A 13,024-nucleotide genomic window follows, 5' to 3' on the forward strand; every position below is an offset into this window, starting at 1 on the left:
GGAACCGGTGTGTGCTTCATCTCTCGCCGTGCAACCGCGGTCCCCTGGCCGGACGTCTCGTCGGTGTGACGTCCATGCAGCACGCGGTTCGGCAGATTTCCCTTTTCGGGTGGCAGCAGGCGCGCTGCTGCGCCTTCGCGGTGGCGCTCGTCGGCGGTGTGGCCGTGTCGGATCTGTTGCCGGAACTTCCCGTAGCCCGCTACGACCTGCTGCTCGGTTACGGCTTGCTGCTGACGGTGCTGGCCCGCCGGCTGGGATGGGACACCGCCCGGGACACCGCCGTGATCGCCGCCTGCCACCTCATCGGATTGCTGTTCGAGCTGGTCAAGGTGCACCTCGGTTCCTGGAGCTACCCCGAGGACGCCGTCACCAAGTTCGCGGGTGTGCCGCTGTACGGGGGCTTCCTCTACTCCGCCGTCGGCAGCTACGTCTGCCGTGCCTGGCGGCTGATGTCGGTCGAGCTCACCGCGTACCGGCCGCGCGTGATGGTGCCACTGGCCGCTGCCGTGTACGTCAACTTCTTCAGCCACCACTGGCTGCCCGACGCCCGTTGGGTTCTCGCCGGTCTCATCCTGCTCGCCACGATCGGGACCTCGGTCGGTTACTCGGTGGGGGAGCGGCGATACCGTATGCCGCTCGCACTGAGCTTCGTCCTGATCGGTTTCTTCCTCTGGATCGCGGAGAACGCCGCCACCTACGTCGGAGCATGGAGCTACCCCGATCAACTCCATGGATGGCAGCCGGTGTCTCCCATGAAGATCGGAGCCTGGGCGCTGTTGATCAGCGTCACCTTCGTCCTGGTCGCCGGACGACGCCGCGCGGCCCAAGGCGCCTCTGCGCTGCCTCGTCCTTCTCTCCGTCACTCGGAAGCCGCACCTGGTGCTCCCCGTGCCCTGCCCGCACACGCACAGACCGCTCCGCCGAGTCTCCGCCGCGAACCGTCACGCACCCCGGAGTCACGCAGCCACTGATCCCGTCGGCTGAGTGGCCGGGGTGACCACGATGCTCACGCGCTGTGTCTCCGTAGCCATGGCTGGTCCGCTGGACAACTGCCGCCACGGGGTTCTGCGGTCCCAGGAGTCCGGACGCCGCTGGGTCGCTTCTCCCGATATCTGCCCGTAGCCGCTGTCGGCGGCGCGCGAGCGCTCGCCCGCATTACTTCCGAGGTAATCGACCGCTCTGCTCCTCCCCGGCAGTATCAAGCACATCGACGGGAACCCCCGCCGGGAGCCGGCCGCAGCAGCGAGGAGAGCGCCATGTCCGTCAAACCCACTGCCACCGCGCCGAGTTCAGCCGCCACCCCTGGTTCGGACGCCGATGCCACCCGGGCCGTCGTGCAGGAGTTCCTTGCCGCCCGGGTGGCCGGGGACACCGGGCGGCTCGTCGAGATCTTCGCCGACAAGGTCGACTGGCAACTCGCCGAGAACCCCGCCGTCCCATGGATCCGTCCCCGGTCCACCGCTGCCGAATGCGCCGCACAGTTCACGGAGCTGATGGAGTACACCGTGCCCGACGACGCGCGCGCCTCCGTCGGCACCTTCCTCGTGGACGGTACCGACGCCGTCCTGATGGGGCACCTGTCAGGGACCGTACGCGCGACGGGAAAGACCTTCGAAGGCCCGTTCGCTCTGCACCTCACCGTCGAGGACGGCCGTATCACCCGGCACCACCTCTATGAGAACAGCCTGTCGATCGCCGAGGCGTGCACCCCGTGAGGGCGTGGGAGGCCGGGACTCGAAGCACCGTTCTGCGCGGCCGACGGCGCGGTCCGCGCTCGCGGGTTCCGGGCGGACTGCCGTATCGCTCCAGCAACAGCGCAGGCAAACCACGCCCGTACTGCCGGTCCTCCTGACGCACCCCGCCCCCGGCCGTGGCCCTTCCTCCGCAGCGCCCGTTTCGCCGTCGCCCTCTCCGGCAACCCATAAGCAAACGATCACCGGGCAGGGCTCGGAGAACCACTGACGAAGGAGCACCATGGGACACGACGCTGCAGAGACCCCGGACAGTGGCACGGACAGTGGCAGTGGCAGCGACATGAGGGCGATGACGTACTCGGCCTTCGGCGGACCGGAAGTCCTCAAGGAGACCCGACAGCCGCGCCCCAAGGTCGGACCCGGCGAGATCCTCGTGCGCGTGCGGCGCGCGGCGGTCAATCCGGTCGACTGGAAGATCATGGCCGGGGGCCTGGAGGGCCTGATGGAAGCGTTCTTCCCCGTGGTGCCCGGCTGGGACGTCGCCGGAGTCGTCGAGCAAGTGGGTATCGACGCGCCCGAGTTCTCGGTGGGGGACGAGGTCATCGCCTATGCGCGTAAGGACTACGTGCACGGTGGGACCTTCGCCGAGTTCGTCACCGTCCCCGTGCGTGCCCTCGCCCGCCGGCCCGCGTCCCTGACCTGGGACCAGGCCGCGGGCCTGCCGCTGGCCGGCCTCACGGCGTACCAGGTGCTGACGCGCCTGGGAACCGGTCCGGGTGACACCGTGCTCATCCATGGCGCCGCCGGGGGAGTGGGATCGCTGGGGGTGCAGATCGCATGTGCTCTCGGCGCCCGGGTCATCGGTACCGCCTCGCCCGCCAACCACGACCGGATCCGTGAGCTCGGCGGGGAACCTGTGGCGTACGGGGAGGGAGTCGTCGAACGTGTCCGGGCCCTCGCGCCGGACGGAGTGGGTGTCGCCGCCGACTTCGTCGGCGGGGTACTGGACACGACACTGGCCGTCCTGCGCGAAGGCGGCCGGCACGCGTCGATCGCGGACGGCTCCGTCGTCGACTCCGGCGGGCAGTGGATGTGGGTACGGCCGAACGGCGCCGACCTGGCCGAACTGGGAGCTCTCGCGGACGCCGGCAAGCTGACGGTGCCGGTGGCGCGGACCTTCCCGCTGGAAGAGCTGGCGGACGCCTTCGAGTTGAGCCAGTCCGGGCATGTCCACGGGAAAGTCGTCGTAGCCGTCTGACCCCGCACCGCCGCAAATGTGCCTGCGACCCGAGCCCCGCATCATCAGCGGTCCGTACAACCTCTAGCCTCGTGTGGACGACACCCGCGACACCGGATGCGGTCCAGTGGGCCGGCCACTCGCGCGGACGGCGGCCTCTTGGGTAGTCGACGGTCACAGCACCCACGGCGCGCGGCGAGACGCTGCTCGGCGAACAGCGCTCCAGCGCGGCCCTGCGCCGCCGGTAGGGCCACCAGGTCGTGCGTTCCCCTGCCCGTCAGATACAGCAGATCGACGGCGACGAAGCGGGGCGGGCCTCTGCTCAGCGGGCCGAACCGCGTCGGCGCTGCGCCGCTGGACCGCTCAGTGTTAGGGAGCGAGTTTCGCGGGCACACGGCTGTGTGAGTGGAATGGCTGGGGTGCCTGCCTCCAGGGTCCGGCCGCTCGCAGGCGGCCGGACCCCTCGCCATGGCATGACGTATGCAGGCATCGACACATCTGCTCCATCGTGTTTGGTCGAGCCCGCGCGTACGTTGAGCCCGGTGGACGTAGCCGCACTGAGCGGTCAGCTGTGGCGAGACGCGGTGCGCAGACGCGGAACGGCTGAGCAGGACCGGGACGCGTGGGTCAGGATGGTCGATTGGGATGCCGACCCATTCGAGGTCGAGCTGTACGAGCGGTCATCGGACCCTCAGGTGATCGCAATCGACCGGGCCCAGCGGTCCTGCGCTGGACAGTACGTGCGACATGTGAGGCGACTGCGCGGACGTCAGCGACATCAGGCCAAATAGGATGCGAAGCCGAGCACAAGCACTGGCGAACCCTCCAACTCTCCCTCGGACGCCGCGAGTAGTTCGACAAGAGCCACCGAGCCGTCGCCGGCCTGATCTCCGACCGCACCGCCGGAAGATGAGCACGTCAGCCCACCCGCCAGGACAGCACGCCCCGACCCGAATCGCGTACGTCCCGGGAGTCTCGCCCTTCTCAGCAACTCCTACGCTCATGGTTGCAGCCGGAACGGCACGCTGGCCTGAGGGGTACGCCGACCTTCCCCAGACGACCCGCGCCACGCCCCTGGCTCAACCACAGGAGTTGCTTGTGACCTCGATCGACCGCCAGGAACCCTCCCCGTCCCGCGATCGCTTCCTGGGCGCGTACCGGGAGCTGAAGCACGGCAGCCCGGACGGGCCCTCCTTGCACGCCTGCGTGCGCAGCAAGGGGGATCCGCACGAAGAGAACCTTGTGCGCTACTTGCGTGCAGGCTCGGTGTTCGCCGCCACCGGATCGGGCGTCAACAACGTTCTGAGCCCGACGAACCAGCTGATAGACGATCTTCACCTGCTCACGGATGGTGAGTGGTTCTGGCACACGGACCTCGCCCACCACGTCGAGCGATACCACGTGCCGGTGGATCAACGATTCGTCGAGCATGCACGCGACCTAGGTTGGTCCCCACCGCAACTGAGCGAAACCGAGCTGATCCGGCTCGCAGACGCCTTCTTGCCCCCTGAGTGACAGCCCCGCCTTCTCGTGCATGGCGATCAGGAAACCCGAACCCTGGTCCGTCGTGCGGAGCTGTGGTCTGCGGGGGCCCGGACCTTTCCAGGGCCCATACCCGACGGAGAACTGCGGGGGCTGGGGACGCTACGCGGCCCCAGCGGCCACGCTCGCCATCGGCGTCGCAGCCACCACCGCTGGCGGCTCCTGCCCGACGTCCTGCACATCAAAGCGCGTGGCCACGACAGGGACGGCCGTGTCGCGGCCGGCGCCGAAGTGCACACTCTCGAGCCAGTGAGATCACCAGCTCTGTGCTCCGCCTACAGCAACTTTTGGAACCAGTGCGATTTGTACTCCCCGCTCGGAATGTGTGACCAATCCGGAGGCCACCCGTCATCGAAGGCCTGAGGATCCAAAATTAGGCCGTTGACCGTATGGCCCTGTGATTCCAGAAAGCGTTGCACAATTCCGTAAGGGTCCTCTTTCAACTTCTCTCGGGATGAATCGTCGAGGTCAACAACGAACTTGTAGACCTCGACAGTGACCGTTTGGTCCCCGACTTTCTCGATGGTGCCGTGAAGTTGAGCTTCTTCGGGCATGGCAGCCTCCGCGCTTCTTGGATTAGGGGCCATCGCGATCTGCGCCCGTGTGTTGCGGCTCATTTTCCAGTGTGCGCCGACCGCAGGCGTGCGCAACTGTGCCGCGATCGCTCCCATTGTTTCGTCCAGCTCCGCAGCGTCATTTAGGTTTGCGGTGCTTGTTTTGACCTGGCGGCCAGTCCGCCCTACCGGACGAGCATGCCTAGCGTTTCGCAGGCTGGACAGCTTTCCCGGACCGCCGTTCCACCCCGGCGAGGACACCTCGAATGCCTGCCGCAGGAACCGGGCTTGGGCTCCGGCGTGATCTGCTGACGTCGCCTTACCGCCTGGAAGCAGGCCGGCGTGTGGGACAAGCTGCACGTGGCGCTGCTGAGGAGGCTGCGGCCGGCGAAGCAGCCAGACTGGCCGCGGGCCGCCTTGCGGCCCGGTCGGCATTCGGGCCTCGGTTCGGCGGTATGCCTGTCGAGGGCCCACACCCCTGCAGTTCTGCCCGCTTCCCGACGCGTGCACTAGCGTGTCGGGCCATGGCTGACGTCTTTGAACTCATGCTCACCGTCGACCTGGTCGACCAGATGTCTGAGGAGGAACTCGCGGAACTCCGTTGGCACCTCGGACTGGGCAGCGAGCCGGACGTCCTCCGCATCGTGACCGACTTCCCAGGCGTAGTGGAGGATGACCACGGAAGGCACGTGGTCGAAACCCATCCCGAGCCACTTCTGGGCCAGCACGACTATGCGTCCAAGGTGGACGGACCTCTGGCCTCTACGCTTGTACGAAGGCAGGACACGGAGTCCGACGCCTGGCGCCTGACCAGTCGGCAGGAGATCCACCCCGACGCCTTCGACAGTGTCGGGCAACTCCTCAACTGGCTCGCGACCAAGGCCGAGGGTCGACACTGTGATCCGGACGGCAAGGTCACCTTGGGGCGCATCCGCTTCTACGAAGATCCCCAGTTCGAGCCGTTGGTGGTGTGGGAGGGTGCCGTGATCTGGCCGTCGTAGCTGCTGAGCCGGAACCCGGTGGTGGGCGGTGCCGCCCACTGCTGATGCCCGGCTTCGACGAGGCCGGGCAGCAGTTCGGCGGCTGGAAGTGTTCGACTTCCGCCGGATGTACCGGGAGGAGTCGCCGGCATGTGCGCAGCTTGTTCCGGACACCCTCGCCTCACGCTCGCTCGCGAGGGGTTTGGGCCAGGCCGAGTACAACGTTACCGATTTGGATGCCCCTGCACCGTTCGGCGAGGTAGTGAGGCACGGTCCGAAGGCTTTGCCCGACGAGGCCGCCCGGTGCCTCGAAGAGCGTGCACCAGTGATGCCGTCGGACACTTCTCGACGCATACGAACATGTGCCTGCGCCCCCAGGATGCCGTCAGCCTAGGCACAGCCGGGCGGGTCGTCCTCGGTCGGTACGAACTGCATGGTGGGCATCCCGGCAGCGTCGAAGTTGGCAGTGTCCGGACCGATCAGGGTCATGTATCCGGCGAGCCTCTGGCTCTGCGGCGAGGCCGGCTCCCCCTTGACCTGCTCGACACTGGGGAACACGGAGTCGAGCGCCCACCAACGGCCACCGAAATTGACCCACTTCACCCCGCAATGCGTATTGATGTCATACGGATACGGCTTGTGCTGCGCGGGCTTGGGCGGACCTTCCTGCCACTTGCCCTTCGTGATGGCGCGGGCCGGCAAGGTGGGGGCGTCGGACCCCTCGTCTGACGAGGGGGAGCAGCCAGAGAGCAGCAGCCCTGTGCTCAGGATCAGCACGGCGGCGTGGCGCGATGGTGTCATGCACCTAGGACGTTGCGGTCACGCGTTTCGTTCCGGCGCGAGGATGCTGCCAGCGAAGGTGCTGGACGGAGACGTAGTCCACCGTCCTTGTGCAGTCGTCGTGTGAGTGGTTGGCCGAAGACTGCGCTCGGTCACTTTGTACACGGGAGGCCAACCGGCGACCTGACCTGTACATGCATGAGCGCAGCTGCGTCGCGCATACCTCCGCGAGGCCCGCCAAGGCCGGTGCCGTCGAGGGCGAGGTCGCGCCGTGCCAGCCACTGCTCGGCCTGCGCCGGGGTTCCCGAGGAGTCGGCCGTGCGCCCGTGGGGCAGCGCGACGGCTTTGTTGGCCAGGCTCAGGCAGGGGTGCTCCATCTTGCCCGGCGCCGACGGCCGGGAGGCTCCTTCACACACGACCTCTTCCATGGTTCTCACGGTACGGGTTGCATCCATCCGTGAGACCTGCATACAGTCTGTCTCACGGTTAATCTCCAACCCATCCGTGAGGAACTCTTTCGTGTCTTCCCCGACTCTTCAGACCGCCCCGTTCCCCGTCCGGGTTTTCGGCGGCCCGACGGCCCTCTTCGAATACGGCGGCCTGCGCTTTGTCACCGACCCGACCTTCGACGGCCCTGGCGACCACCAGGCGCCGGCCGTCGTGCTGACGAAGACGGCGGCGGCTCACGGCAGCCCGGCCGATCTCGGACGCGTCGACGTGGTCCTGCTCTCGCACGACGAGCACGCCGACAACCTCGACACTTCCGGCCGGGCCCTGCTCGCCGACGTCCCGCTAACACTCACCACCCCCGGCGGTGGGGAGCGTCTCGGGGAGGCGGCAACCGGCCTCGCCGACTGGCAGTCGGTCGAACTCGATCGCCGGGACGGCGGACCCGGCACGGTCACCGTTACGGGCGTCCCTGCCGTCCACGGCCCCGGCCCGCGCGAGGAGGTCGAGCCGGTCTGCGGTGAGGTCGTCGGGTTCGTCCTGACCGGCGAGGGCCTGCCCACCGTCTACGTCAGCGGCGACAACGCCTCGCTCGAGGCGGTCAAGGACATCGCCGAGCGCTTCGCCCCGGTGGACACGGCTCTCCTCTTCGCCGGAGCGCCCCGCTTCTCCGATGTCTTCGACGGCGGGCTGATCGTCCTGGACAGCGCCCAGGCCGCCCAGGCCGCGGAGATCCTCGACGCCGGACGTGTGGTCCCCGTCCACTACGACAGCTGGGCCCACTTCACCGAGGGCCGCGACGAGCTCGTCGCCGCCTTTGCCGCCGTCGGTCTCGCCGACCGCGTCGACTTCGGCGTCCGCGGCTGACCCCACGCACGTCGGGCACGTACGCCAGAAACGGCCGGGCGCCGACCGATAAAGACCCGCTGCGACTGTCGGCCGGCGCCCGGCGCCCTCCACCTTCCTGCACGGCGCACACCTCGAAACTGAAGGACAGCACGACCATGACCGACCCGATCCGCGGCACCCGCCATGGCTCCGCCCCCACCGCCTTGTCCGTACTGGACTCCGCCATGACCGGCACCGGCCAGAACGCCGCAGAGGCGCTGGCCGGCAGTATCGAACTCGCCCGGCTCGCCGACCGGCGCGGCTTCACGCGCTACTGGATGAACGAGCACCACGCCATGCCCGGCGTCTCCACCTCCAGCCCGCCCGTCCTGCTGTCCCGGCTCACCGCGGAGACCAGCAAACTGCGGCTCGGAGCGGGCGGGATCATGCTGCCCAACCATTCACCGCTGGTCGTCGCCGAACAGTTCGGCATGCTGCAGGCCCTCGCCCCCGGCCGTATCGACCTGGGTCTGGGCCGCGCCCCGGGCACCGATCGCGCCACGGCCGCCGCCCTCCGCCGCGGCGCGAGCGATGACGAGGATTTCCCCCAGCAGGTGGCCGAACTGCTGCACTTCCTCGGCGACGACTTCCCGGCCGAGCACCCCTACGCCGACCGCGTGTACGCCGTGCCGGGGCCCGCTCAGGACCGGCTCAACGGCGTCACCCCGCGCACCGGCCGACTGCCGGTGTGGCTGCTCGGCTCGTCCGGGTACTCGGCGCAGCTCGCCGCCAGGCTCGGACTGCCGTTCGCCTTCGCCGCACACTTCAACCCGCGCGATGTCGTGGCCGCCCTGCGTCTGTACCGCGAACGGTTCATTCCGTCCGAGGCCCTGGGTGAGCCGTACGCGCTGGTCAGCTTCACCGTCGCGGCATCCGACGACGAACGTGAGGCCCGCCGCCAGGCCGGCACCCTCGCGCACGCCATGCTCCGCATGTTCCAGCGCAAGTCGTACCTGCTGCCGACCACCGAGGAAGTGGACGCCTACACCTACGACGCCCAGGAACGCCAGGCCGTCGACAGCTGGCTGCACCACGTCCCGCATGGCACCCCCCAGCAGGTCACCGCCCACCTGAACCAGGTGCAGCGGGACTCCGGTGCCGACGAGATCATGATCGGCAGCGTCGGCCACTCCATCCAGGCCCGGCTGCGTTCCACCGAGCTGATCGCCGACGCCTACGGCATGCCCGACAGCCCACGCTGAGGCGGACGGGCGGACTTCCGCCCACCCACGCCCGTCACCTTCCACCGCCGAGTCCCCTGACCGCCGGGAGTTCCCGTCGAGTGCGCGTGGCCGGTCCTCGCCTGCCTGGCAGCCCTCCGTACGTCCCGTACCGCCCTCCTGGCCGAGCACACCACTGCGCACGCGGCCCACCAGACCCACGTGCTCGCCCGGCCCGACCTGCCAGCGGCCCCGCTACGCACCGACGACGCCCCCGAAGCTCCCTCGCCCCGCGCAGTGAACCTGGTTGCCCAGGACGACGCCCTCGTCGTGGCCACCACCATGTGCAGGGCCGCCCACTCCGGCCGCCCGCTCAGAACCTTCCTCGACCTGCTGACCCCACGCGCGTTCACCGGGAAGCCGGTGCTCTCCCCTGGCCGCCGGGGGCAGCCCTGCCCCGTCCTTGCTCTTGACCACGCCCTGCGCCCGGTACCACCGACCACGGCCTCCCGAAAGTCGCACCACATGGCCAACCCGCCCCTCACTTCCCCCCGCACCCCGACCACCGCCGCTCCCGCACCCGCCCTGTCCGCAGTGCAGAAGCGCACTCTGACCGTGCTGCTCGCCTCCCAGGTCCTCAGCGGTGTCGGCCTCGCTGCCGGTGTCACCGTCGCCGGGCTGCTGGCCGGGCAGATGCTCCACAGCACCTCACTGTCCGGACTGCCCATCGCCCTGCTCACCGCGGGCTCCGCCGTCGCCGCCATCATCATCGGACGCGTCTCCCAGCACCACGGCCGCCGCCCGGGGCTGGCCGCCGGATATCTCACCGGCGCCGTCGGCGGTGCCGGTGTCGTCGTCGCGGCCTCACTCGGCAACCCCGCACTGCTGCTCGTCTCCCTGTTCCTCTACGGCGCCGGAACCACGTCCAACCTCCAAGCCCGGTACGCAGGAGTCGATCTCGCCGCACCCCGTCAACGCGCTCGCGCCACCTCCACCGTCATCGTCGCCACCACCGCCGGCGGCATCGCCGGACCTCTGCTCGCCACTCCCGCCGGGCACCTCGCGACCGCACTCAATCTGCCCGAGCTGACCGGCCTGTTCCTCCTCTCCACGGCCGCGTTCACGCTGGCCGCGCTCACCCTCCTCGTATGGCTGCGCCCGGATCCACTGGTGCTCGCCCGCACCCTGCCCGTGGCCTCGGACCAAGGCACACCCGCGGACTCCCCCTCCCGGACCGGCCCCGGGCTGCTCATCGGCGTCGTGGTGCTCGCCGTCAGCCAGCTCGTCATGGTCGCCGTGATGACCATGACCCCCATCCACATGCACGCCCACGGCTTCGGAACCGCCGCTTCCGGCCTGGTCATCGCCCTGCACACGGGCTCTATGTACCTGCCGTCACCGCTGGCCGGTCGCCTCGTCGACCGATTCGGCGCCACTGCGATGAGCGTGGCGACGGCCGGCACACTGCTCACCGCAGGAGCGGTCGCCGCCCTCGCGCCCGGCCACTCCTTCGCTGCGATCACCCTTGCCCTGGTCCTGCTCGGCGTCGGCTGGAGCTTCGGCCTTGTCACCGGCACCGCGATCGTCACCAACAGCACGCCCCTGGCCACCCGCGCCAAGGTTCAGGGACTGGTCGACGTCGCCATCGCCGTCGCGGGCGCCATCGGCGGCCTGGCCTCCGGCATCGTCGTCGCCGTCACCAGCTACCCGATCCTCGCCGTCCTGTGCGCCGGCCTCGCCTTCGCGGCTGCGCCTGTGGCCATCGTCGCGGCCCGGAAGACTCCGCGCACCAGGTCGACGTAGTCGGGGCGGGACCGGAGACGAAACGTGCCACACAGCCGATCAGTGTGTCCGGGCCGATGGCTTGCCCGGTTGTCGTGACCCGGAAGGTGGCCGCGACGGCGAGCGCGCCAAGGGTGAAATCCGCGCGCCATGCGGTGCGTACGGCCCGGGGGTTGCTGCATGTGCCCAGCCAGTCCGAGGAGTGCGGCTGCTCCTGCGGACGTAATGCAGCCAATCGCGCTGAACCAAGAACGCGGAGTCTGCTGCGTCGGTTCTGCGACTCATCAGTGACGCAAGGAGCTCTGATCCGCAGGGGGAAACTGCCTAGTCGGCACCCTGCGGGGCGACGTCCGTCGGATCGGGCTGGCTTGCGGAGACCGGGCGTTCGAAGAAGGTCTCCAGGACGACCGTCGCCTGCGTTCCGCTGACGCCGTCGATCGCGTAGATCCTGCGCAGTACGTCCTGGAGCTGCTCGGTGGTCGCGGTCCTGACCTTCAACAGCACCGACGCGCTGCCCGCGATGACGTGCGCCTCCACGACCTCGGTGAGTGCGGCGAAGCTTTCCGCCGAATCTCCCATCCACGCCGACGACTCGACCATCACGTACGCGAGTACGCCGCACCCCACCGCCGCTGGGTCCACCTCGGCCATCGTGCGGCGGATGACGCCCCGTTCCCGCAGTTTCCTGATCCGCTCGTGGGCGGCGCCGGCGGACAGGCCGACGGCCCGTCCGAGCGCGGCGTAGGACTGAGTGGCGTCCTGCTGAAGCTCTGTCAGCAGGATTCGGTCGATGTGATCCACGACTCTCCGTTCTGCATGGCCTTGTAAAGACAGTACGTCATCCTGCAATGTCATCTAGGAACTGAACGACATTCGCCATGCTCGTCATTCGTTGGACGGAAGGACATCCGATGCCCGATGAACGCCCCGAGCTGTACGAGAGCTTTGACGACCGGTTCCGTACCGGACGATGCATGAACGGTGACGAGGGCCTCGAGGTCCTGTACACCGGCTGCCGCTGGGCCGAAGGGCCGGTCTACCTGCCCGCCTGGCGGCAGCTGATCTGGAGCGACATTCCCAACGACCGGATGCTGCGCTGGGACGAGGAGACGGGCGCCGTCAGCGTCTTCCGCCGCTCCGCCGGGCACACGAATGGCAACACTCTGGACCTCGAGGGCCGACTCATCACCTGCGAGCAGGGAAACCGCCGGGTGACGCGTACCGAGCACGACGGCACCATAACCGTGCTGGCCGACCGCTGGCAGGGAAAGCGCCTGAACAGCCCGAACGACGCGACGGTGAAGTCCGACGGTTCGATCTGGTTCTCCGACCCCGACTTCGGAATCACCAGCGACTACGAGGGCTACCGGGCGGAGGGCGAGATCGGCTCCAACAACGTGTACCGCATCGACCCCGCCACCGGCCGGGTCAGCCTGGTAGCCGATGGCTTCGGTGCGCCGAACGGTCTTGTCTTCTCGCCCGACGAACGGCAGTTGTACGTCTCCGACACCCGGGCGGGATTCATCCGGGTCTTCGACGTGCGGGACGACGGCACACTGTCGGACGGCAGCGTCTTCGCGGCGGCCGGAGCCCGTGCGGCGGCCCGCTTCGACAACCTCCGCTTCGACGAAGACGGCCGGCTCTGGGCCGCCGCGATGGCGGACGGCGTGCACTGTTACGACCCTGACGGCACACTGATCGGGCGGTTGAACGTGCCGGAGGCGGTGGCCAACATCTCCTGGGGTGCCGCAAAGCGCAACCGTCTGTTCATCGCGGCGGAGACCAGCCTCTACTCACTGGTCATGGGCGTCACGGGGACACACCCGGCAGGACCTGGGCGCAGGCCCTGGCTCGGTCCGGCGCGCTGAGGCACTCGGCCGAAGGACAGAGGCGGGCGAAGACGTCGAAGAGACACACCCTTGTTCCTGCATCCGCTGGGCGACGGGGTGTTCACCCCCGC

13 protein-coding genes are annotated in these 13,024 nt (G+C 68.8%); 9 read left to right on the top strand and 4 right to left on the bottom strand.

The window, feature by feature from the left end:
* The first annotated feature begins 74 nt into the window (after window positions 1-74).
* From ACWGH0_RS21285 to ACWGH0_RS21300, 4 genes are all read left to right on the top strand, one after another.
* Window positions 75-971 carry a DUF817 domain-containing protein gene (locus ACWGH0_RS21285; protein WP_453405756.1) on the top strand — a complete coding sequence of 299 codons (897 nt, stop codon included), beginning with the start codon at window positions 75-77 and terminating at the stop codon, window positions 969-971.
* A 285-nt stretch (window positions 972-1,256) separates the two neighbouring features.
* The gene (locus ACWGH0_RS21290) at window positions 1,257-1,715 is read left to right on the top strand and encodes a nuclear transport factor 2 family protein (RefSeq protein ID WP_453405757.1); all 459 of its coding nucleotides are present in this window, start codon (window positions 1,257-1,259) and stop codon (window positions 1,713-1,715) included.
* 259 nt (window positions 1,716-1,974) lie between these two features.
* A complete protein-coding gene (locus tag ACWGH0_RS21295; RefSeq protein WP_453405758.1) occupies window positions 1,975-2,952 on the top strand; it encodes an NADP-dependent oxidoreductase in 978 nt (325 codons plus the stop codon).
* A 1,077-nt stretch (window positions 2,953-4,029) separates the two neighbouring features.
* On the top strand, window positions 4,030-4,446 hold the full coding sequence (locus ACWGH0_RS21300; RefSeq protein WP_453405759.1) for a hypothetical protein: 417 nt from the start codon (window positions 4,030-4,032) through the stop codon (window positions 4,444-4,446).
* A 302-nt stretch (window positions 4,447-4,748) separates the two neighbouring features.
* Here the strand turns inward: ACWGH0_RS21300 and ACWGH0_RS21305 are convergent, their stop codons facing one another.
* Window positions 4,749-5,144 (bottom strand): hypothetical protein, encoded by a 396-nt coding sequence (locus ACWGH0_RS21305; RefSeq protein ID WP_453405760.1) that lies wholly within the window; start codon window positions 5,142-5,144, stop codon window positions 4,749-4,751.
* Window positions 5,145-5,551: 407 nt separating this feature from the next.
* Between ACWGH0_RS21305 and ACWGH0_RS21310 the strand changes: the two genes are divergently transcribed.
* Window positions 5,552-6,028 carry a hypothetical protein gene (locus ACWGH0_RS21310; protein WP_453405761.1) on the top strand — a complete coding sequence of 159 codons (477 nt, stop codon included), beginning with the start codon at window positions 5,552-5,554 and terminating at the stop codon, window positions 6,026-6,028.
* Between the two features lie 369 nt (window positions 6,029-6,397).
* On the opposite strand, the gene ACWGH0_RS21315 is transcribed toward ACWGH0_RS21310, so the two are convergent.
* On the bottom strand, window positions 6,398-6,784 hold the full coding sequence (locus tag ACWGH0_RS21315; RefSeq protein ID WP_453405762.1) for a hypothetical protein: 387 nt from the start codon (window positions 6,782-6,784) through the stop codon (window positions 6,398-6,400).
* A gap of 155 nt (window positions 6,785-6,939) precedes the next feature.
* Window positions 6,940-7,215, bottom strand: a complete 276-nt coding sequence (locus ACWGH0_RS21320) for an ABATE domain-containing protein (RefSeq protein ID WP_453405763.1) — start codon at window positions 7,213-7,215, stop codon at window positions 6,940-6,942.
* 91 nt (window positions 7,216-7,306) lie between these two features.
* Between ACWGH0_RS21320 and ACWGH0_RS21325 the strand changes: the two genes are divergently transcribed.
* The 3 genes from ACWGH0_RS21325 to ACWGH0_RS21335 all read left to right on the top strand — a co-directional run bounded on the left by ACWGH0_RS21325 (window position 7,307) and on the right by ACWGH0_RS21335 (window position 11,085).
* Window positions 7,307-8,101: an MBL fold metallo-hydrolase gene (locus ACWGH0_RS21325; protein ID WP_453405764.1), complete on the top strand. Its 795-nt coding sequence runs from the start codon at window positions 7,307-7,309 to the stop codon at window positions 8,099-8,101.
* A gap of 137 nt (window positions 8,102-8,238) precedes the next feature.
* Window positions 8,239-9,324, top strand: coding sequence for an LLM class flavin-dependent oxidoreductase (locus ACWGH0_RS21330; RefSeq protein WP_453405765.1), 1,086 nt, complete (start codon window positions 8,239-8,241; stop codon window positions 9,322-9,324).
* A gap of 483 nt (window positions 9,325-9,807) precedes the next feature.
* Window positions 9,808-11,085, top strand: coding sequence for an MFS transporter (locus ACWGH0_RS21335; RefSeq protein WP_453405805.1), 1,278 nt, complete (start codon window positions 9,808-9,810; stop codon window positions 11,083-11,085).
* A 303-nt stretch (window positions 11,086-11,388) separates the two neighbouring features.
* On the opposite strand, the gene ACWGH0_RS21340 is transcribed toward ACWGH0_RS21335, so the two are convergent.
* Entirely contained in the window at window positions 11,389-11,865 is a 477-nt protein-coding gene (locus ACWGH0_RS21340) for an Lrp/AsnC family transcriptional regulator (protein WP_453405766.1), read from the bottom strand.
* Between the two features lie 110 nt (window positions 11,866-11,975).
* Here ACWGH0_RS21340 and ACWGH0_RS21345 point away from each other — a divergent pair, with 110 nt between their 5' ends.
* A complete protein-coding gene (locus tag ACWGH0_RS21345; protein WP_453405767.1) occupies window positions 11,976-12,932 on the top strand; it encodes an SMP-30/gluconolactonase/LRE family protein in 957 nt (318 codons plus the stop codon).
* The last annotated feature ends 92 nt before the right edge of the window (window positions 12,933-13,024 follow it).

The sequence above is a fragment of the Streptomyces sp. NPDC054887 genome (genome assembly GCF_053610585.1).

Coding starts and splice junctions, on each gene's coding strand:
- ACWGH0_RS21330 (WP_453405765.1), top strand. CDS start 8,239: ATGACCGACCCGATCCGCGGCACCCGCCATGGCTCCGCCCCCACCGCC.
- ACWGH0_RS21345 (WP_453405767.1), top strand. CDS start 11,976: ATGCCCGATGAACGCCCCGAGCTGTACGAGAGCTTTGACGACCGGTTC.
- ACWGH0_RS21320 (WP_453405763.1), bottom strand. CDS start 7,215: ATGGAAGAGGTCGTGTGTGAAGGAGCCTCCCGGCCGTCGGCGCCGGGC.
- ACWGH0_RS21335 (WP_453405805.1), top strand. CDS start 9,808: ATGGCCAACCCGCCCCTCACTTCCCCCCGCACCCCGACCACCGCCGCT.
- ACWGH0_RS21285 (WP_453405756.1), top strand. CDS start 75: ATGCAGCACGCGGTTCGGCAGATTTCCCTTTTCGGGTGGCAGCAGGCG.
- ACWGH0_RS21305 (WP_453405760.1), bottom strand. CDS start 5,144: ATGGGAGCGATCGCGGCACAGTTGCGCACGCCTGCGGTCGGCGCACAC.
- ACWGH0_RS21290 (WP_453405757.1), top strand. CDS start 1,257: ATGTCCGTCAAACCCACTGCCACCGCGCCGAGTTCAGCCGCCACCCCT.
- ACWGH0_RS21310 (WP_453405761.1), top strand. CDS start 5,552: ATGGCTGACGTCTTTGAACTCATGCTCACCGTCGACCTGGTCGACCAG.
- ACWGH0_RS21295 (WP_453405758.1), top strand. CDS start 1,975: ATGGGACACGACGCTGCAGAGACCCCGGACAGTGGCACGGACAGTGGC.